The 19,667-nt window shown below is 71.3% G+C and carries 19 protein-coding genes; 7 read left to right on the top strand and 12 right to left on the bottom strand.

Features of this window, described 5'->3' with window-relative positions; genetic code table 11:
- Nucleotide 1 precedes the first annotated feature (1 nt).
- Nucleotides 2-1,252, bottom strand: a complete 1,251-nt coding sequence (locus IPJ59_RS29095) for an MFS transporter (protein ID WP_293274195.1) — start codon at nucleotides 1,250-1,252, stop codon at nucleotides 2-4.
- A 105-nt stretch (nucleotides 1,253-1,357) separates the two neighbouring features.
- Here IPJ59_RS29095 and IPJ59_RS29090 point away from each other — a divergent pair, with 105 nt between their 5' ends.
- Nucleotides 1,358-2,407, top strand: coding sequence for a hypothetical protein (locus IPJ59_RS29090; RefSeq protein ID WP_293246085.1), 1,050 nt, complete (start codon nucleotides 1,358-1,360; stop codon nucleotides 2,405-2,407).
- A gap of 24 nt (nucleotides 2,408-2,431) precedes the next feature.
- Here the strand turns inward: IPJ59_RS29090 and IPJ59_RS29085 are convergent, their stop codons facing one another.
- Complete coding sequence (locus IPJ59_RS29085) at nucleotides 2,432-3,025, bottom strand: hypothetical protein (protein WP_293246082.1); 594 nt, start codon at nucleotides 3,023-3,025, stop codon at nucleotides 2,432-2,434.
- A 248-nt stretch (nucleotides 3,026-3,273) separates the two neighbouring features.
- Here IPJ59_RS29085 and IPJ59_RS29080 point away from each other — a divergent pair, with 248 nt between their 5' ends.
- Entirely contained in the window at nucleotides 3,274-4,068 is a 795-nt protein-coding gene (locus IPJ59_RS29080; RefSeq protein ID WP_293274194.1) for a hypothetical protein, read from the top strand.
- A 9-nt stretch (nucleotides 4,069-4,077) separates the two neighbouring features.
- Here the strand turns inward: IPJ59_RS29080 and IPJ59_RS29075 are convergent, their stop codons facing one another.
- The 3 genes from IPJ59_RS29075 to IPJ59_RS29065 all read right to left on the bottom strand — a co-directional run bounded on the left by IPJ59_RS29075 (nucleotide 4,078) and on the right by IPJ59_RS29065 (nucleotide 5,970).
- Nucleotides 4,078-4,551 carry a hypothetical protein gene (locus IPJ59_RS29075; RefSeq protein WP_293246079.1) on the bottom strand — a complete coding sequence of 158 codons (474 nt, stop codon included), beginning with the start codon at nucleotides 4,549-4,551 and terminating at the stop codon, nucleotides 4,078-4,080.
- Nucleotides 4,552-4,747: 196 nt separating this feature from the next.
- Nucleotides 4,748-5,608: a hypothetical protein gene (locus IPJ59_RS29070; RefSeq protein ID WP_293246076.1), complete on the bottom strand. Its 861-nt coding sequence runs from the start codon at nucleotides 5,606-5,608 to the stop codon at nucleotides 4,748-4,750.
- On the bottom strand, nucleotides 5,593-5,970 hold the full coding sequence (locus tag IPJ59_RS29065) for a hypothetical protein (protein WP_293246073.1): 378 nt from the start codon (nucleotides 5,968-5,970) through the stop codon (nucleotides 5,593-5,595). Before IPJ59_RS29065 ends, IPJ59_RS29070 begins: the two co-directional genes overlap by 16 nt.
- A 171-nt stretch (nucleotides 5,971-6,141) precedes the next feature.
- Here IPJ59_RS29065 and IPJ59_RS29060 point away from each other — a divergent pair, with 171 nt between their 5' ends.
- A complete protein-coding gene (locus IPJ59_RS29060) occupies nucleotides 6,142-6,867 on the top strand; it encodes a hypothetical protein (protein WP_293246070.1) in 726 nt (241 codons plus the stop codon).
- A gap of 52 nt (nucleotides 6,868-6,919) precedes the next feature.
- Here the strand turns inward: IPJ59_RS29060 and IPJ59_RS29055 are convergent, their stop codons facing one another.
- Both IPJ59_RS29055 and IPJ59_RS29050 read right to left on the bottom strand, forming a co-directional pair.
- Nucleotides 6,920-7,669, bottom strand: coding sequence for a hypothetical protein (locus IPJ59_RS29055; protein WP_293274193.1), 750 nt, complete (start codon nucleotides 7,667-7,669; stop codon nucleotides 6,920-6,922).
- A 239-nt stretch (nucleotides 7,670-7,908) separates the two neighbouring features.
- Nucleotides 7,909-8,601 carry a DUF2306 domain-containing protein gene (locus IPJ59_RS29050; RefSeq protein ID WP_293246064.1) on the bottom strand — a complete coding sequence of 231 codons (693 nt, stop codon included), beginning with the start codon at nucleotides 8,599-8,601 and terminating at the stop codon, nucleotides 7,909-7,911.
- A 108-nt stretch (nucleotides 8,602-8,709) separates the two neighbouring features.
- Here IPJ59_RS29050 and IPJ59_RS29045 point away from each other — a divergent pair, with 108 nt between their 5' ends.
- Nucleotides 8,710-9,816, top strand: a complete 1,107-nt coding sequence (locus tag IPJ59_RS29045; RefSeq protein WP_293274192.1) for a hypothetical protein — start codon at nucleotides 8,710-8,712, stop codon at nucleotides 9,814-9,816.
- Between the two features lie 11 nt (nucleotides 9,817-9,827).
- Here the strand turns inward: IPJ59_RS29045 and IPJ59_RS29040 are convergent, their stop codons facing one another.
- Together IPJ59_RS29040 and IPJ59_RS29035 are read right to left on the bottom strand one after the other, a co-directional pair.
- A complete protein-coding gene (locus tag IPJ59_RS29040) occupies nucleotides 9,828-10,286 on the bottom strand; it encodes a PH domain-containing protein (protein WP_293246058.1) in 459 nt (152 codons plus the stop codon).
- A 235-nt stretch (nucleotides 10,287-10,521) separates the two neighbouring features.
- Entirely contained in the window at nucleotides 10,522-11,214 is a 693-nt protein-coding gene (locus tag IPJ59_RS29035) for an SOUL family heme-binding protein (RefSeq protein WP_293246055.1), read from the bottom strand.
- 153 nt (nucleotides 11,215-11,367) lie between these two features.
- Between IPJ59_RS29035 and IPJ59_RS29030 the strand changes: the two genes are divergently transcribed.
- Together IPJ59_RS29030 and IPJ59_RS29025 are read left to right on the top strand one after the other, a co-directional pair.
- Complete coding sequence (locus IPJ59_RS29030) at nucleotides 11,368-12,363, top strand: fibrinogen-like YCDxxxxGGGW domain-containing protein (protein WP_293246053.1); 996 nt, start codon at nucleotides 11,368-11,370, stop codon at nucleotides 12,361-12,363.
- A 52-nt stretch (nucleotides 12,364-12,415) separates the two neighbouring features.
- On the top strand, nucleotides 12,416-12,883 hold the full coding sequence (locus tag IPJ59_RS29025) for a hypothetical protein (protein WP_293246051.1): 468 nt from the start codon (nucleotides 12,416-12,418) through the stop codon (nucleotides 12,881-12,883).
- A 238-nt stretch (nucleotides 12,884-13,121) separates the two neighbouring features.
- Here IPJ59_RS29025 and IPJ59_RS29020 read toward each other — a convergent pair whose 3' ends face one another.
- Nucleotides 13,122-16,565, bottom strand: a complete 3,444-nt coding sequence (locus IPJ59_RS29020; RefSeq protein WP_293274191.1) for a serine/threonine-protein kinase — start codon at nucleotides 16,563-16,565, stop codon at nucleotides 13,122-13,124.
- Between the two features lie 60 nt (nucleotides 16,566-16,625).
- Nucleotides 16,626-17,249: an RNA polymerase sigma factor gene (locus tag IPJ59_RS29015; RefSeq protein ID WP_293246045.1), complete on the bottom strand. Its 624-nt coding sequence runs from the start codon at nucleotides 17,247-17,249 to the stop codon at nucleotides 16,626-16,628.
- Nucleotides 17,250-17,708: 459 nt separating this feature from the next.
- Here IPJ59_RS29015 and IPJ59_RS29010 point away from each other — a divergent pair, with 459 nt between their 5' ends.
- A complete protein-coding gene (locus tag IPJ59_RS29010) occupies nucleotides 17,709-18,776 on the top strand; it encodes a tRNA-uridine aminocarboxypropyltransferase (RefSeq protein WP_293246042.1) in 1,068 nt (355 codons plus the stop codon).
- Between the two features lie 40 nt (nucleotides 18,777-18,816).
- Here IPJ59_RS29010 and IPJ59_RS29005 read toward each other — a convergent pair whose 3' ends face one another.
- Entirely contained in the window at nucleotides 18,817-19,134 is a 318-nt protein-coding gene (locus IPJ59_RS29005; protein ID WP_293246039.1) for a hypothetical protein, read from the bottom strand.
- Nucleotides 19,135-19,667 lie beyond the last annotated feature (533 nt).

Genomic DNA, 19,667 nt, shown 5'->3' with positions numbered 1-19,667 from the left:
CCTATCCGCGTCGCTCCGGCCTCAGCAGCAGCAACCCGAGCGTCGCCAGCACCGCCAACCCCGCCCCGATCGCGAACGCCGCCTGCGGCCCGAGCTGCGCCCACGCGACCCCGAAGACCAGGCTCGCCGGCAAGGCCGCCAGCCCGATCGCGCCGTGAAACACCCCGAACGCGGTGGCGCGCTGCGCCGGCACCGTATAGTCGGCGACCATCGCCTTGAGCGCCCCCTCGGTCAATCCATAGTAGATCCCATACGCGATCAGCAGCACGACGAGCTGCCACAGCGCCGCCGCTGCCCCGAAGCCGAGGTAACAGAGCGCGTAGAGCAGCCAGCCGGCGAGGATCGCCGGACGCCGCCCGACCCGGTCCGCCAGCAGCCCGCCGGGCAGCGAGCCCGCCACCTTGGCGAGGTGCAGCGCGATCCACAGGGCGAGCAACCCGGCCATCCCGAGGCCGAATTTCTCGTGCGCATATAACAACAGGAATAGATCGCTGCTGTTCCCGAGCGTGAACAATGTCGCCACCCCGACGAATCCATAGAATCGTCGCGGCAACCGCGGCACCGCGCCCGGGCGGAGCTCTGCCTTCCCCGGAGCCGCCGCCGCTGACTCCCGCACCCCCAGCACCACGACCGCGACCGCGACCAGCCCCGGCACCAGCGCCACCGCGAACACCAGCCGCAGCGCCGCCATCTCGTCCGCCGTCGGTGTGCCGGCCGCGCCCCGCCAGAAGCCGTAGCCGAGCTGCGCATACAACAGGCCAGCCGCGAGCACCGGCCCGAGCACGGCCCCCGTGTGGTCCATCGCCCGATGGAAGCTGAACGCGAGCGCCCGCCGCGACGGGTGCGCAGCCTCGGCCAGCAGCGCGTCACGCGGGCTGGTCCGCAGCCCCTTGCCGATCCGGTCGAGGAACTTCACCGCGATCACCTGCGCCCCCGTGGCCACCAGCGCCATCAGCGGGCGCGCCAGCGTCGACAGCCCGTAGCCGATCAGCACCAGCCCCTTGCGCCGCCCGAGCCGGTCGCTGAGCCGCCCCGACACCAGCTTGAGCAGACTCGCCGTCGCCTCCGCCACGCCCTCCATCGCCCCCAGCACGATCGGCGCCGCCGAGGCCGGCACCACGCCGGCCACGAACAGCGGCAACAGGGGATTCATCATCTCGCTCGCCAGGTCGGTCAGGAGGCTGACAACCCCGACCGCCACCACGTTGCCCCGCAGCACCTCGCGCCAAGACACCGTCCCGGAGCTGGACATCCGCCACCTCTACCGCATACGCCCCGCGCCCGGCGAGCCCCCGCCGACGGCCGCACCCGGGTTTTGCTTGCCAGATCGGCCGACCCCGCACAAACCTGCGGCGCGATGATCCCGAGCCTGCCCCTCCTCGCCCTCCTGCTCGCCCCAGCCGACCCCGCCGCAGCGACCGCGGCCCCGGACGCAGCGCCCGCGGCCCCGGACGCAGCGCCCGCGGCCCCGGACGCAGCGCCGACCACCGTCCAGTCACGCTACGGCGTCGGCCTCCCACCGCCGAGCCAGCCCGGAACGAGCACCGCGCCGCAGCCCGGGACGACCACCGCGACCACCTCCGCGACCACGCCCACCGCGCCCGCGCCCGCGCCCGCGCAGGACGGCGGCTGGCGCCTGAACCCGCCCGGCCGCTGGTACGCGCTGCGGGCCAGCGCCGAGATCGGCTTCGTCGGGGTCGTCAAGCACGGCATCCAGTTCGGCAAGGACGGCAGCTACTTCGACTTCCGCAACCAGGGCGGACAGGACGTGCTGTTCCCGTTCTTCCGCTTCACCGGCGAGTTCGCAATCAAGGATCGCCACAGCCTGATCTTCCTGATCCAGCCGCTCAAGCTGAAGTCGACGGCGACCCTCGACCGCGACCTGCAGGTCGACCGCACCCTGTTCCCGCGCAACACGCCGATGGCCTTCAAGTACGACTTCGGCTTCTACCGCTTCGGCTATATGTACGACCTCCTCAAGCACCCCGAGCAGGAGCTCGGCATCGGCCTCGCGCTGCAGATCCGCAACGCCACCATCGACTTCGCCTCCCGCGACGGCGAGCTCCTGGCCACCAACCGCAACATCGGCGTCGTCCCGCTGGTCAAGCTGCGCGGGCGCTGGACCCCGAAGCGCGGCCAGGGCTTCTGGCTCGGCGCCGAGATCGACGGCGCATACATCCGCGGCAAGGTCATCAGCGGCACCCGCGACTACTTCGAGGGCGCCCTCCTCGACGCCTCCCTGCGCGCCGGCTTCAAGGTCCCGCGCGCCGGTGATGTCTTCGTCAATGTCCGCTACGTCGGCGGCGGCGCCCGCGGCACGGACAGCACCCCGAAGGACGGCAACGACGGCTACGCCGAGAACTGGCTACATACCATGGCCCTGAGCCTCGGCCTGTATATCCGCTGATCGCGGCGCCGCGAGACGGGCGCGCTAGAACGGGTCGATCACCGTGGTCTTGGTCGGCGCCGGCTTCTTCGGCCCCGCCACCGCGGGCTTCTTCGCCGGCTTCTTCGCCGGCTTCTTCGCCTCGCCCGCGACCACCCCGGCCGCGGGATCGACCACCGGCGCGCCGGCCACGAGCGCGGCCGGATCGACGGGCTGTCCCAAAGGACCTGTCCCCGCGGCCAGGCCCGCCGGCGGCACGACCACCGGGACCGGCGCCGGCGGCGTGACCACGACCGGGGCGGCCGGCACCGGCGCCGCGACCTTGACCTCCACCGGGTCCTTCTGCGCCACCTTCGGCGGCTCCTTGCCGCCGCCCAGCGCCACCGCCAGCGCGATCGCAATGCCAGCGACCGCGATCCCTCCGCCCAGCGCAAACCCGAGGACGTTGCTGCGCCGCTGCACCGGCACCGGGGTCGGCTGCTGGTAGCGCACCGGCGCCACCGCGACCGGGGCCGGCGGCTCCGGCGGCAGCTCCGGCTCCGGCTCCATCGTCGGCGTCATGGCGAGCTCGTCGACGAGCTGGCCGAGCAGGTCATCGAATGCATTGGCGTTGTCGCGCTGGGCTCGAGGGGCTGGCATGGTGTCTCCGTAAATCCGCACGCACGAGGTCGACCCCACGCCCACGGGCACCCGTGAGCTGCGGCCGCCGACCCGTCCGTCGTCGCGGTGCGAGCCTCAACGCAGCACACCTCGATCGGGGTCTGCGGCACTCAATCATCACCCCAACGTCGTCCCGGACGCATGCCCGAGGTCCACGCCTGCGCCCCCGGGCCCGGACGCCAACAACCCCCTGTTCGCCCGACCTGCGATTGGCTAGCGTCGCCCGCATGTCCTTCCTCGACCGCGAGCTCTCGTGGTGCGCCGGCCGCACGGTGCGTGAACTCCTGGTCGTCGCCGGCGGCACGGCGATCGTCATCGCCGAGGTGGTCCGCCCCGGCCCCGTCGACATCGGCAACCTCGCGGTCTACCTGCTCGCAACCTTGCTCCTGCTGCTCCGCTTCTTCGCCGCGCGAGCCGCCGCCGTCGGCGCGTGCATCGGCGCGATCGTCCAGCAATGGCCGCATCTGCGCCACGGCGAGGTCACGCTCGAGACCCTCGCCCTGCTCCCGCTCGCCGGCATCGCCCTGCTCGCCTCCAGCGACCTCGTCGACCGCTTCGAACGCGCCCCCTCGCGCCTGCGCTGGCTACCCAACCCGTGGGCCAGCTTCACCGCCGCCGAGACCCGCAGCCTGCGCTGGGCCGCCTACGCCGCCGGCGCCCTCGCCGGCCTGCTCGACCACACCCTCCAGCTCGTCACCCGCACCGCGCAGCTCCACGGCATGACCGCCCCGTGGTGGCCACGCATCGCCATGGTCGTGCTCGTCGGGGCCCTCGCGCTGCTGTGCCTCGGCCGCGCCGTCGGCCTGCTCATCGTCTGGCTCGCCGCCGTCGTCGTCGCCGTGCTGGTCGCCCCGCTCGCCTGGCAAGCCGAGCCCCTGCTCCAGCGAGGCGACACCCTCGCCCCGCTCTACCAGTACGCCGCCCCCTACCTGCTGCCCGTGCTCCTGCTCGCCGTCGCCGCGGCCCTGCTCACCACCCCCGCTGTCGCCCGCCTGCTCGCCCGCACGCTGCGCAGCCCCTGAGCGCAGACGCTACGCATTGTCGAGCCCGTCGCCTTCCGCGACCCGCGTGAACACGAGCTTCACGAAGCCGTCGCGCCCGGCATACTCGATAGACCGCAGCTCGATCAGCTTGCCCGTGAAGCGATAGCCCGTGCGCCCCTCCCACGCCTCGTAGCGGGCGCCCGGCCCGTACATCTCGGTCAGCCGCGCCAGCAGGGCCGCGTTCGACCCGATCGCGGCGGTATCGAAGTACACGTGGACCCGCTCCACCACGCCCCCGCAGCACCCCTCGAACACGTCCGTCCCGGCGATCGGGAGGCCGGCGAAGGTATGGAAGTCCGCCGTGCTGTGGCGATTGATGATGCCGTCGGCGAACGAGGTCGATTCGCTGTAGTGCACCGCGGGCCGCGGCCGACCGATCGGCGCCTCCGCGAAGCCCATGCTCGCGTCGAGCCGCCCCGGCCCCGCCTGCGTGTCCACCCCCGGAGCGACCGACGAGCTCACGACCGACGCAGCGTCCACGGCATCGCAGCGCTCACTGGCGCCAAGATCCGCGCACCCGACGACGAGCAGGACAAACCCGATGAACGCGGTATCTCTGGACATGCCGCAACGGACGCATCACGCCGATCTTCGGTCTCCGCGCGCCTCCGCGCGCCGCCGAAGCTCACGATCGCCCTCGTCCGCCGTTGAGGCCCGCTCACTGCGCCGACGAACCATGCTGATGCGAATGCCGCGAACGCTTGCCCCGGATCTCGAAGCGATACGCGACCTGCAGCACCCCGCGCGCCAGGAACGGCGACCCCGTCAGCGGCGCCTGCAGCTCGGCGCTCAGCTCGAGGCCCCGGACCGCGACGACCACCCCGCTGCCAGCGATGACGCGAGTCACACCATTGGTATTGACCGCGCCGACCGGCAGCGCCCCGAACATACCAGCCTTGAGCCACAGCTTGTCGTGCACGCGCACGAAGGCGTTGAGCGAGGCGTCAATCTCGGCCAGGTTCATCGGATTGACGATCGGCCGCGGCCCGTGATTGTGATGACTCCCGCCGGCCGTCGCCAGCGCCCGCGCGAAGCCCACGGTCCCGACCACGTGCACCCGCCCCTGCTCGTGCGCGAACCAAAACTCGGGCATCAGCATAACGTGCCCCATCCCGAGGTCGTCCCCGGCCTTGCCCGTCGGCAGCGTCACCGCCACGCCGAAGCCCGCCGTGACCGTCTGCGTCGCAAAAGCCGGCACCGGGGCCCGCAGCGCCAGCGCCAGGTCGCCGAGCCCGTAGCCCACGCGACCATTGCGGGTCAGGCGATATCCGGGCAACAGGGCCATCAACGCGAACTTCGCGTGATTGAAGCCCAGGGTCGGCGCCACCCCCTGGTAGTCGCCCTCGTAGCTGGTATTACGATACCCCGCCGCGTCGAGCCGCACCCCGGCCAGCAGCCCGGGATTTCTCCACACGCTGCCCGCGAGCGGATGACACTGCTGCGACGCCGCCGCCGGCCGGGCCACGAGCACCAGCAACCCGGCGAGCACCCGCAGCCCCGCGATCACGGCGCGCCGCATGCGAGCCACTCACCGAGCTGACGCCGCTCGTCCTCGCTCGGCGTCGGCGCACCGATCGGCATCAGCGTGTTGACCGCGTCCGGTCCCGCCGCCGCCTGCTCGTCCGTGTGCTCGATCTCCTCGCGCACCAGCGCCGCGCTGTCGAAGTTGTGATCGTTCGGCGCACCCTGCCGCGCCGACCCCGTCAGCGCCGTGCTGTGGCAGCGCGTGCAGTAGTTCGTCATGAACGGCTTGCCGAAGTTGTCCCAGGTCAGCGTCGAGGTCTCGGGGCACACCGCGCCCGACGGCGGCCCGTCCTCGTCGCCCTCCTCCTCGCACGCGGCGAACCACAGGACCGGACACAGGGCGAGGAGGCGAACCATCGAATGCATGCGCTGCACGGCCCCACCATGCCCGAGTTCGCGGCGCCCCCGACCCCGCGCGCGCGGCTGCGACACCCCGTCGCACCGGGACAAGCCCCCCACGGGATCCGGTCCGCCGGGCGATCGCCGGGACGTGCATGGGAATTGCCCGCCGTGTTACCGTGCGGGCCGATGCGAGCCTCCCCTCTGATCGTCACCCTGGCTGTGTTCCTCGCCGGGGGTCACGCCCACGCCGACATGCTGGGCCCCGGCGAGAAGGGCGTGAAGCTGTCGATCCACGTCGACGCCGAGGTACCCGCGGGCAAGCTCCTGGTGCTCGCCAACACCTTCCGCGGCGCCGACATCATCAAGCCCGGCGAGGACCAGGCGATCGAGTGGCACCCGATGGCCGGGGCGATGCAGCTGCGGATGATCTCCGCCAAGGACGCCGGCAAGCTCGCCGAGCTGCGCGAGGCGCTTGACCGCGAGAAGGCGCAGAAGCTGGTCGAGTCCGGGGCGGTCTGCGCCCCGACCTTCGACGGCATCCGCACGATCTCCGACACCCTCCTCGCCGCCGAGATCCGCTGGACCTACCGCGTCGCCTTCGCCGACAAGGGCTGCCAGGCGACCCTGGTCACCACGGAGTACCTCGACGCAGATCGCAAGGTCGTCGACGCGAAGGCCACGATCCCGACCGCCGCGGATATCCAGGCACCGCCCACGCCGCCCACGCCAGCCGCACCGCCCACGCCCGCCACACCGCCCACGCCCGCCACACCGCCCGCGCCGCCGCCAGCAGCCCCGGCGAGCACGCCCACCACCGCTGGCTGTGGCTGCACGAGCGGCGACCTCGGCGGGCCCGCGAGCAGCTTGCTGGTATTGCTGCTCGCCGCGCCGCGCCGCCGTCGACCCACGTGAATCACTCGTCGCTGGCCCGACGCCTCGGCAAGAAGCCGAGATCGCAGCTCCGCTAAAACACCGGCAGATCGGCATCGAAGGCGCGACGCTCGACCGGGCCGTGGGTGAAGAGGGCCGCGAGCCAGCGGCAGCGCGCGGGCTCGGTCCCCGCGTCGCAGCGCTCCAGCTCGGCGCGCAGCGTGGCGACGTCGACGAGGGTCGACGCGCGCGGGCGCAGGGCCAGCGAGGAGCGGCCGCCAGGTACGCCCGGCTCATCCTCCTCGCGATCGTGACAGACGAAGCAGCGGGTGATCCGGGGGTACTCGGGGTTGCGAACCCGATCGAGGGCGGCCGCCGTCGACACCGGCGCGGTCAGGGGGAACTCGAGCTCTCCCTTGATCGTCCGGCGAGGCCCGACGAAGTGGCCGAACTCGATGAGGTCCCGCGCCGGACCGTCGAGGACGACCGAGATCACCAGGGAGTCCGCGCCCCAGATGAACACCCGCGGGCTGCGCTCGCCCTCGGCCCTCTGCAGGCTCTCGCGGCTGCTCGTCGCCTCGATCCGCAGCGGGCGATCGAGGGCCTCGATGAAGCACTCGGCGGTCACCGGAAAGGGGAGTCCGTTGGCCAGCGCGACCGCCTCCTCGATCGTGCTCGGCGATCCAGTGGTGCCCGGCGCGGGCTTGCAGCGCCGGGCATCGGCCGGCGATGCCGGGCCCTCCGGGGCGGCCGCAGGCGCCGCTCGCTCGGGCGCCGGCGCCGGCCCGCAGGCGCTCCAGACCACCAGGGCGCCGAGGCTGACCCGCGAGGCTCGCTTGCACATGCGCGGCATCATAGTCGCCCCGCCGGCCCTCCTTCACCCCCTCCTCACGTCTCGCTGCGAAATGCCTGCGCCGCAGAGCGCCCACGCCCTGCGCCCCGCCCCGCCACCGCCGTCGACCCACGTGAAGCACCGACACCAGAGAGGCCCTCCAGCCCTCCGGCTTCTCGAGCCTACGCGAGCGCCAAGCCGGACCGCACCGGCCCGTGCGACGTCCCCCGCACCACCGATCGTTCGATCACTCAATGCTCTGTCATGCCACGCGCCGCGAACTTACGCCGATAGTACCGCTCCCACAACGATATCCCCACCCCGCCGAGCACCCCCGGCGCCAGCCACACATACAGCGAATACTCCTGCAGCCCCAGACGCGAGATGTTAACGACAAGAAACGCCGTGACCGTCGCAATACAAGCCGTCAGCATATTCACCATATGCTCGTACCACCAGTCCATCCGGGTCACCGGCGGACGCAACCAAAACCGCAGCTGCCCGACCGAGAGCAGCCCGCCGAGCCCCGCGAACGCGACCAGCAGCAGCGCGCTGCGCTGCACCCCGAGCCCCGCCATGCCCACGCTGCCGAGCAGCAGCAGCAGCGGCCCCGCCAGGTCGATGGCCTTGCCGTGCCGCCCCGTCCGTCCCTTGCTCCGCAGCACACGGATCCCCACGAAAGCAGCGTTCGCCGCGAGCACCCCCACAAACAGCAGAAACAGCGCCCCTAGATCGTTCCCCGGATCGTCATCACGGAGGCGAAAGCCGCAGGTCACCCAGGCGCTCACCGCCGCCAGCCACATCGCCGACGCGTAGACCCAGCCAACCCGCCGGTGCAGCGGCCCACCCTTGCGCGCCACCAGCGGGATAGCGAAGGTCGCCAGCGCCACGCTGCCCGCCGCGAAATGGCAGGTGCGAACCACCTCGTCGAGCGTCATGGCCATCCCGCAAACCCTACACCCGGAGCGTCCCGCCTGGCCGCCTCCTCACCGGAAGAGCACGCCCGTTCCCGGTTGCCATCCCGCGCCCCCCCTGTGTACCGTGGGATGGTCATGCGCCCCCTCCCCTGCACCTGCGCCGCGCTGCTCCTCCTCGCCTGCGGCGATTCGGGGAGCCGCGACACCGTCACCACCACCTCGGCCGCGAGCGCCGCGAGCATCACCGTGACCGCCCCGGGCGACACCACGGACACCGCCGCGCCGACCTCGAGCGCCGACGTGACCGACAGCGCGACCGACAGCAACTCGGGCGCGAACACCAGCGCCGACCCGACCGCGGGCCCGAAGTTCGACGTCGGCAAGGACACCGGCGGCGTCGACCCCGACACCGGCGAGCCCGTCGCGGGCTGCCAGAAGATCGACTTCCTGTTCGTGGTCGACAACTCCGGCTCGATGGAGGACGAGCAGCAGAGCCTCGCCACCAGCTTCGACGGCTTCATCACCTCGATCCAGAACACCGTGAAGGCCAAGGACTATCACATCATGGTGATCGACACCGACGCCGGCAGCTCGTTCCTGCAGGAGTGCCTGGTCCTCTGCACCCTTTTGCCCAACTGCCAGGGCTACCCCTGCAACATGCTGCCGACCCCCGAGGGCTGCGACGCGACCCTCGGCGCCGGCCTGATCCAGAACCCCAAGGGCGAGGCCTGCGGCATCGTCGGCGACGACCGCTACATGGTCGACGGCCAGCCGAACCTCAGCAAGGCCTTCGAGTGCGTCGCCAAGGTCGGCACCAACGGCGACGGCAGCGAGCGCCCCATGGAGGCGATGATCGCCGCCGTCTCCACCCTCAACGTCCCGGCCGCCTGCAACGAGGGCTTCCTGCGCAACGACGCCCTCCTGGTCGTCACCTTCATCACCGACGAGGAGGACGACGTCGAATCGAAGGGCAGCCCCCCGGGCTGGCAAGCCGGCCTGGTCGCCGCCAAGAAGGGCGCCGAGTCCTCGATCGTCGTCCTCGGCCTCATCGGCGACAACGACCAGCCAAACCCCACCTGCACCGACGGCCAGGCCGAGGCCTCCCCCCGCCTGCGCACCTTCGCCGAATCCTTCACCTACGGCAGCTGGGCGCCGATCTGCAGCCTCGACTACGCCCCCTTCTTCGACGCCGCCGTCAGCGTCATCGACACCGCCTGCAAGGAATTCGAGCCGCCAGGCTAACCACGCCGCGATCAGCGAGACGGCGCGCGGACCAGTCGATCGCCGTCCCGCTGCAGACCAGCGCGTGCCGCCAGCTCGCTAAGAAACTCCTGCTTGTCCGCCGGAGAGATCATCGCCGCCTTGAAGAAGCCCTCGCCGAAGCGGATGTGCAGCCGATCGAGCGACAGCGCCGGCGAGCTCAGCGGACTGCGAGTCGGCCGCACCTCGAGAATGTCCTTCAGCGGGATCTTCTGGCGCACCAGGCCGTGGCGCACGACGATCGCCGTGTCAGAGATCCCGTAGCGCATCGGGAACACCAGCCCCAGGTAGATCAGCGCCAGGAAGCCTGCGCCGCCGAGCGCGGCCCCCATGCCTTCCCCGGCGGCGACGGTGACCGCCACGCTCACAACACACATCGCGGGCGCGATCGCCAGCAAGATGCCCAGCCACCAGTCGACCTTCGAGGGATACCAGCGAGAGACCTCGGACATGACCCAGTCTCGCCGCCCACGTGAGCCCTGTCCAGACGCCGCGATCGCCCGCCATGCCCGGCGCCTTCCCGAACGCGGCACGCTCAGAACACCGGCACGCCTGCGCGGGCGTCTGGCCTCGACCGCGGCGACTCGTCTCAGGACTCGATTCGACAATCGATGGTGTGATTGCCCTTCACGAGGCTCATGCGATGCACGCCAATGCTCACTGTGAGCGCGCTCCGAGGCCGCGACATCAGCGTGTTGCGGCGGCGACCGGGTCCGGCGTCAGCTCGAGCATGACCTCGTTGCGGCGCATGAAGGCGGGGGTCCACGGCGGGTCGTAGCGCGAGAAGATCGCGGGTGTGTCGCGGACGCTGTGGCCGGCGAGGGCGAGGGCCGCCCGCAGGGCCGTGACCTCGCTGGCCACCTCGGCGTCGTCCGGGGCGCCCGAGAAGCGGCGCACGGCGAAGCTCACGGCCGGGAGATCGCGGATCTGGACGCGGGCGTCGTTGGGGCGCGGGAGGGTCTCGCGGGTGTACTTGCTGGGCATGGTGAAGGTGACGACCCAGCGTTCGCCGCGGCGCTGGCGATCGACCGGGGCCGTCATGGCGATCTTCTCGGGCTCGCCGGCGGCGCGCATGTCGACCGGGCTGGTCATGGCGACCTTCTCGGCGCGGGTGTTACCGCCGAAGATAAAGCCGGCGAGCAGGCGAAAGCCGGTGTTGCTGGCGGTCTCCGGGTCGCCGCTCACCTCGACCTCGGCGACCAGGCGGGCCTCGTAGCGCCGCAGCTCGAAGCCCGCGCCGCGCTCGACGAGGGTGAAGGCGGGCTGCTCGCTGCGTCCGCGGGCGAGTAGCTTGCTGTCTGCGAGGGCGTCCGAGGCCATGACCGCGCCGAGTCCGAGGAGGATGCCAACGGCGACGGCCAGATGGGTGAAACGAGGCATGCCCGAGCGTAGGGGAACTTGGCGGTCGTGCAAGGCGCTGCGCGGATGCCTGCTGTCGTCCGAGGGGACGGCGCTGGCGGACCCTGACGCTGCCGCGCTGGTATGCGTTCGCGGGCCACATCGCGGACGACACGATATTGCTAGCATGACGGGGTGTCAGAGCATGAATGGGAGTGGCGAGGCCGGGCCTCGCGCGTGGCCTCGTCGCTGCTGTGCTGCGCGGGCTGCCAGTTGAACCCGGCCTACGACGAGCTGAGCCAGAGCGGTGGCGGGGCCAGCGGGACCACGCTCGCGGGCAGCGGCACCGCCGAGAGCAGCAGCGGGACTTTGATCCCGACGGGGACCGGGACTGCTGGCGAGAGCGTGACCGGGACTGCCGGCGAGAGTGTGACCGGCACCAGCGGTGAGACCACGGGCACGACGGGCCCTCCGCCCGTCGTTTGCGGGGACCACCTCCTCGATCGCGGCGAGGCGTGTGATGATGGCAACCAGGCCAGCGACGACGGCTGCGTGAGCTGCGTGATTCCCAGGAGCTGCGCCGAGATCCTCGCGCTCGCGCCGATGTCGCCGAGCGGGCCCTACAAGGTCGACCCCAGGGGGAGCGGCGAGCCCTGGCAGGTGACCTGCGACATGGACAAGGACGGGGGCGGGTGGACCGGCTTCTCGGTCCAGGACACCTGCAATGGCCATCTCGACAGCATCGTCGTGGCCCTCCAGAAGGCGCAGATCGAGGGCATCGACGACGAGTGCCGTCCGTTCACCGACAAGGTGAACGATGCGTTCGCCTACTACTGGGATATCAGCTTCCCCCCGAGCTTTGGCGCCTTCTTCCTGCGCGGCTACGAGGTCAAGGGGCTCGGCGATGTCGAGCTCAACTATCCGCAGGTGCTCTGGGAGAAGGCCTATGACTTCCCCGACGGCGCTCTTTCCCTCGGAAACGGACACGACGATGGCCCCCTCGCCAATTGGGCCAACGACGGCGGGATGCTCGGGTCGTTCTCCGACGGCCAGGTCCTGCCCTATCCGGTGCAGGAGATCGCCTTCAAGCTCGGGAAGGAGTCGGACCTGCTGCGCATTGGCTGGGGGGAGATAGGGCAGAACCATGAGGGCCTCTATCCCTGGTGGGCTGGCCAAATCTTCGTGCGCTGAGTCGTGGCGAGCGAAGCCCGGTACCAGGCCCAGGTGGAGTACAGTGCCGCCAATGGTCCCCTCCGAAGCGACACCGGCAAGCGAGCTCACGTCCCGACGGTGGACGCTGGCCCGCGACGTCGCCATATTCCAGCTCAAGCTCCTCATCGACGGCCTCAAGGACTTGGTCCTCGCACCGGTGGCGCTGCTCCTCGCCCTCGCCGGCCTCGTCCTCTCCCCCAGGGACCCCGGGCGCCCGTTCTACGCGCTCCTGCGCTGGGGCCTCGGCTTCGATCAGTGGGTCAACATGTTCGGCGCAGTCCAGCCCGCGTTGCCGGCCGCCAGCGAGCCCACCCCCACATCCGGCCAGGCCGCTGCAACCACCGACTCCGCGACCACCGGCATCGACGCCTACCTCACCCGCATCGAACGGGTCCTGGTCGAACAATACCGCCAGGGCGGGCTCACCACAAAGACCAAGGAAGCCCTCGACGAGCTGCTCAATCGCCTCCCGGACCCGCCCAAGCGCCCCCCAGCCTGACCACGCGGCTCACTTCACGCAGAACGCCGCGAAGATCGGCGACTCGAGCGCCCTGTCCGGCTGGCATTCATTAACCTTGTGATCTCGACTAGAGCGAAACACATTGGTCCCCGCCTAGCGAACTATCAGTTCACGGGCAAGGCGGACGGGTGGTTTCGCAGCGAGATCGCGAAGTTCGCGGCGCGTTGAATCACGGCCCCGGGCAGGCCTGCCCCGGGCTGCCCGGTGGCTTGTCGGGTCACATCGCGGCGACGAGATCGAGGAGCCTGGCCCGTAGCTCCTGCGGTTGCGATCCATCGAGGGCGGTGATCTCGGTCAGCGTACCGGGCCCGAGGGCGGCGCAGGTCCACAGCGAACCATTCTCGTCGTGGACCATCGGCGGGCGTGTATTGCCGCCGGCCTCCGTGTCCGGCGCCAGGGGGGACACCTCCCGCGTGGTGAAGTCGATCAGGTACGGGGTATTGCGGAGGTCGATCCCGATCGCGTCGGTCTCGCTGCGCATGCGCAGGTTGAGCAGGTCAGGCACCGCGGTCTGTCGCGTCTGGTGGGTCTCGAGGTCGACGAGCAGCAAGGATTCGGGGCGATTCGTGACGGCCACGGCGGTGCCGGCCGGCGTGAAGGTGATGCGATTGCGGGGCCGTCCTGGGCTGTCCTCGAGGACATGTCCGCTGAGGGTCACGTAGTTCGGCGCCAGGACCTCCTGTGGCGCCCCGACCACGTCCCACACGCTCAGCTCGAGCGAGGCCAGGACCTTGTCGAGCACGGCCAGGCGCGTGCTGTCGGGGCTCCACGCCATGGTGCTCGCCAGCACCTCGGCCTGGCCTACCGGCGTCGCCCAGGTCTTCACCGCCATCACCTCGCCGGTGTCGACGTGCAGCACCTGCACGCCCCGATCGCTGCGCACGGCCAGGGCGGCGCCCGAGGGGCTGGCCAGCAGCTCCACGACGGGAGCCGCGGCCGTCCAGCGCTGGGCCTGGTGGTCTGGCCCTGACCACAGCTCGACCTCGGCGCCCTGGGCCAGCGCCACCCCGCGGGGCATCTCGGCGAGCAGGCCCCCGGAGAGGCGGGCGTCGCCCGTCCGGGCCCCGTGCTGCTCGTCCCACCAGCAGCTCCAGCCGTCGGCTCCGAACATGGCGATCTGCCCGTTATCGTCGATGCGGGCCGAGGTGTTGTGGCTCCTGAACTGGCCGCCGCGGTCCTCGGTCCTTGGCGGGCTCGGGCAGCGGAAGGTCGTGGTCTTGTGGGTGGCGAGCTCGACCCGCGTGTATTCGCCGGTCTCCACGTCGGCGGGCTGGACGACCGCCCAGCGTCCGCCCGGCGACAGGCCGCAGCCCGATCCGTGGTGGCGCAGCTGCACCGGGAAGGTCGCGGGCCGGTAGGTCCGCACCTCGTTGTCGGTCACGGCCATCAGCGCGCCGGGCCCGGCCCATTGCAGGGTGCTGTCCTTCGGGAGCGTGACAAAGGTGGTCAGCTCGCCGCGGCGCAGGTCGCCGATGCCCCAGGCGTCGCCGATCGCCGCCGCGAATTGCTCGTGGGCCGGGTCGACGATCAGCCGGCTCGCCTGCGATCCGGCCTGGCTCGGCAGCGGCAGCCGCCAGGCGACCGCGCCGGTGGCCAGGGATTCCCGGCGGACAAACGGCCGCCCGTAGTCCATGCGCGTGAACAACACGTCGTCGGCCGCGAGCACCGTCACCTCCGTGGCCTCGACGCGGCGCGACTTGCCCGTCTTGATCTCGAGGATGTCGAGCGCGCCGTCGCGGTCGGCCGGGCGGGCGACGACAAAGCGTCGATCGGCCGACAGCGCCCAGGGCATGCCGCGGTACTTCAGCAGCTTCTCGCCGCCCTCGTGGGGACGTACGACGCGGATCCCCTTCGGGTCGTGGACGAGCACGATCGAGGCGTCGTCGGCGAGCACGGCGAAGGTCTCGGGGGGAAGCGCAAGCGAGGTCGGCGGTGTGCCGGGCTGGGTCAGGTCCCACAGGACCACCGTGCTGATCCAGGGGGTCGTCGGCGGCGAGGTCTGCGTCGATGCGGTCAAGGTGCGCCCGTCGGAGGCCAGCCGCCAGTCGCGGTAGATCGTGTCGCCGAGCTGAATCGTCTGTGCGCGCTCCGGGCCGAACACCTGGACCGCCTTGCTGGTGATCGCCGCCCACACGGGCACGTCGCGCGCGACCACCAGCTGCGTCGCCGCGTCGACCGGGAGAATCTTCGTACCTGTCTTTTCAGACATCTCCCAGCGCCACACAGCGCCGAGGACGTCGCGGGCGAGCAGGCCGCCGCCGGTCAGCGGCGACGCGCTGGCCAGCGCCCAGTCTGCGCGTCGCAGCTGGGCCGGGAGCCCGCGAGCCGTCGCGGCGTTGGCGAGGAAGCGCGCTTGCTGCCAGATCTGCGGGTCGTCGCTGCCGAGCACGCCGAGGCGCCAGATCGTTTGCAAGGGGTCGGTGATCAGCGCGGCGCGGGCCTCGACCAGCACGCGCGCGTCCTGTGACCATAACATTTCGGCTCGCTGGTCCGCCGTGGTCTCGGGCGGGGTCGCGGCTTGCGGCGGCGTGGACTCGCGGTTGTACACATAGCCGACGCCGCCGATCAGCAGCGCGGACGCGGCGGCGACGGTGGCGACGAGCCGGCCCCGGCGGGTCTGCGACGCCGGGGGGTTGAGCGCGAGCAGCAGGGCGTCCAGGGAGGCCCAGCGCGTCGCGGGGTCCGGCTGCAGGCCGCGCACGACCACCCGATGCAGCCACGGTGGTACGTCGTGGCGGTGCTTCACGGGGAGCACCTGGCCGCCCTGCACGGCCTGGGCGAGGGTGCCCAGCTGGTCGCCGACAAACGGGCGCTGGCCGTAGAGCGCCTCGTAGAGCGCGGTGCAGAAGCTGAATTGATCGGTCTTGGTGTCGCCGCGTGCGCCCGCGAATTGTTCCGCGGCCATGTAGGCGGGCGTGCCCAGCACCGCGCCGGTCTGGGTCAGCAACACGTCGGTGATCTCGCCGGCGGGCGGGAGGGCTCTGGCTTCGCCGTCCTCGCCGAAGTGGGCGAGGCCGAAGTCGAGGACGCGCACGCGCCCGTCGTCGCCGACGATCACGTTGGCGGGCTTGAAGTCGCGGTGGACCACGCCCTGGCGATGGGCCGCGGCGAGCCCCTCGCCGGCCTGACGAAACACCGCGAGCACCTCGCGCCAGGCCCGCGGCCTCGCGGCGAGCCAGGCGCGCAGCGTCGGGCCGGTGAGCAATTCCATCGCCACGTAGATCTCGTCGTCGACCTCGCCGACCTGGTACACGTGGACCACGTTGGGATGGGACACGCGCGCCAGGGCTCGTGCCTCACGCAGGGTCCGGGCCCGGCCATCGGGGCGACGCATCGCGGCGCCGCGGATCAGCTTCAGGGCGACCGTGCGCTCGAGCTTGTCGTCGTAGGCCGCGTACACGACCCCCATCCCGCCCTCACCGAGCAAGCGCTGGACCTGGTAAGGGCCGATGCGCGAGGCCTCGCCGGTGGCCTTGAAGAGGGCCGCGTGGATCATCGCCTTGGTCTGCCGCTGGGCCGCGTCGCCGAGCACCTCGGGCCGCAGCCCGGGCGAGGCGAAGGTGTCGGCGCCGATCGACACGTCGAGCGTCCCCGGCGATCGATCGGGCTGGGTGGCGTCGATGTCGACGATCTTCATGGCGTGCTCCTGGATGCGGGACATGCGGTGGGCTTCCTTCTGTCCGCAGTGGTTCCAACCGGTCGCATCCGGATCACTCGTGCGTCACTTTTCTTGCGGGAGGCCCACGCGGGCCCGCAGGGCGCGGGCCCAGGTCTCGATGCCGAGCAGGGTGCTGCCGGCCAGCTCGGGGTTTCGTGCCAGGGTCTCGATCGCGGCGCGCAGCAGCGCGCGGCCGCGTCGCAGCCGCGATTTCACCGTGCCCTCGGGGATGGCGAGCACCGCGGCCATCTCGGCGGTGGTCAGCTGCTCCCAGTACAGCAGTTCGAGCGCGACCTGGCAGTCGACCGGGATCTGGCGCAGGCCGGCGAGCAGGAGCCTGAGCTCCTCGCCCGCGATCATCACCTGGCTCGGCGAGGGCTGCAGCGCGGCGACCGAGACCTCGCTGAGGTCGATGGGCTCGCCCTTGCGGTCGCGGTAGTGCCGGCACAGCTGGCGATACGCGATCGCAAACACGTAGCTGCGGAAGCTGCCCTCGCCGCGGAAGCTGGCCGCGCCCTCGATGCAGGCCAGGAAGGTCTGCTGGATCAGCTCGGCCCCGGCGTCGGTCTTGTTGAGGAAGAAGCGCGCGACCGGCTCGTAGTAGCGTTCGAACAGCTGCTCGCCCGCGCCGCGATCGCCCGCGCGCCAGGCCGTCAACAGCTGCTCGTCGCTGCTCGTCGAGGTCACCTCCGCCAAGCTACTCGCTTCTGCCCGGGCGTGCACCCGCGAAACATGGTCCCGCACCCCACTCCCGTCGTTCGCGTGGGCCGGGCTTTTATGTGCACACCATGCGCCAGGAGGACGACGGCCCCGGCGTTGGCCAGGAACGCATACCCCGGTACCAGGTGACCATGCCCCGACCCGGACTCGAGGATCGAGAAATCATCGCCGCCTTGAAGAACCCCTCGCCGAAGCGAGTGTGCAGCCGATCGAGCGACAGCGCCGGCGAGCTCAGCGGACTGCGAGTCGGCCGCCCAGCCACCAGTCGACCTCGGCCATGACCTCGAGTCTCGCCGCGCACCTGAGCCCTGTCCAGACGCCGGGATCGCCCGCTGCGCCGCGCCCCGGCCTGATACCATCCGCGCCCATGCGACCGCCCGCTCGCCGCGACCACGTCACCCGCACGGGCTCGTGCCCCACCATCCCATGAGCACGCCCATCGACACCCCCACCCGCGAGCTCTGCCCCCGCTGCCGCCGACCCAGCTCCGTGTGCTGGTGCGCCGAGCTCGTGCCGGTCCCGAGCCGCACCCGCGTGGTCTTCCTGCAGCACCCCCGCGAGGCCCGCGTCGGCGTCAGCACCTGCCGCATGGCCCACCTCTCGCTCCCCAACTCGAGCATGCACGTGCTGTGGTCGCCCGACCAATCGCCCGAGTTCGCCGCCGAGCTCGCTGACCCCGACACCTTCATCCTGTTCCCCGCCGCCGACGCCGTCGACATCGCGACCCTGCCCACACCCCCACGCACCCTGGTCGTGGTCGACGGCACGTGGAGTAACGCCAGGAAGATCGTCCAGCGCAGCGCGCTGCTGCAGGCCCTCCCGCGCGTCGCCTTCCACCCCGACTTCACCAGCAACTATCGCATCCGCCGCGAACCCGCCGAGCACTGCCTGTCCACCATCGAGGCCACCGCCCACGCCCTCGAGCACCTCGAGCACGCACCCGGCCGCTACACCCCGATGCTCGCCGCCTTCACCCGCATGGTCGACACCCAGCTCGAGTTCCGCGCCCACAACCACGGCCAATCTCGCCACCACAAGCGCCACCCCACCCGCGATAAACCCGACCTCCTCGCCCACCTCCTCGCCCCCCTACGCGCCGCCTGGCCCCGCCTCGTCGTCTTTTATGTCGAGCACGAATCTCCCCAGGACGGCGGTGAACCCGTCCTGGTCGAGCTGCTCGCATTGCGCCCCGCCACCGGCGAACGCCTCCACGTCCACGCCCGCAACGACGACGAACGCGGCCACGCCCAGGCCGCCTGGCGCGACTTCCTCGGCGCTGACGCCGTGCTCGGCGGCTGGGGATACAACGGCCTGAACCGCCTGCGCGGCGCCCCCGGCTGGGCCCACGCCCCCCTCCTCGACCTCCGCGCCCTCCGCCGCGAGGCCCTCGGCAAACGCAGCATGCTGCCCACCGGCCCCGATCGCGCCGAACAACGCCTCGCCATCATCACCGCGATCGCCCACGAGCTCCGCGCGGCCGACCACATGTCCTGAAGGACATGTACGAACAATCCAGGCTTGCGCGAAGGCGCCGTCAGAAGCGCAGCGCGACGCCGACGCTCCAGGTCCCGAGCGCCGTCCGGGTCACCGTCGGCGCCGCGGTCTGCTGCTTCTTCCAGCTGCGCCACTGCGAATTTCGGTGGGCGCCGAGCGCGATAAGCCCGATCCCGGTGGCGATGCTGAGCCCCCCGACGGCGATCAATCCAACCCCGCCGCCGCCGTCGCCGCTGGGCGCGTCGCTCCCGTCACACTCGGTAAAACACCCGAAGCCCGAAAAGCCCCGGACCAGCAGTCCAAAGCTGATCAACGCGAGCCCGCCCGGGAAGATGAGCGCGCCACCGGTGATCATCATGCCAATACCTCGCCGAGGACCCTCGGGCGCCGTGGGTGTCGCGCTGGCCCGCCGCTCCGCTGCCCGCCGCTCCATGACCTGCGCAATCGCGTCCTCCGCGGGCGAGCTCCGCGGCGGAGGAGATGGCGGTCGCGGACGCCATGGCACAGCCATCGGCACCGCCGCATCGATCGCCCGCCCCTCCGGGCCGCTCGCCACCGCCTCCCCCGCCTCGACCCGACACGGCGCCACACCAGCCACGAGCACGAGACCAACGCGCGCCGCAGCGGACGCGTGGCAGCGCCAACGTGCTCGTCGCGGGGTACCTGACCGGCGCTGCTCCACCCGCTCATCCTGCCACGACCCGCGCCGATCGGTGACGATCAACCCGCTCCGCGACCCGCGGCCACCCGCCCGCGAGCACCAGCGCAACCCCCATCGCCACCGCAAGCCTCCCGATCGACACCCGCCCGCGCAAGCCGCCCCGACCCCGCGAAGGTGCAAGCACCGGGGCGCTTCCTCGAAGTCGATCGCCTCGGAAATTGCTGCCGGCG

Source organism: Nannocystis sp. (assembly GCF_016714285.1).
Classification (GTDB): domain Bacteria; phylum Myxococcota_A; class Polyangia; order Nannocystales; family Nannocystaceae; genus Nannocystis.
Note: the sequence above shows the minus strand (reverse complement) of the source record. Positions and strands in the feature narration are given on the sequence as shown.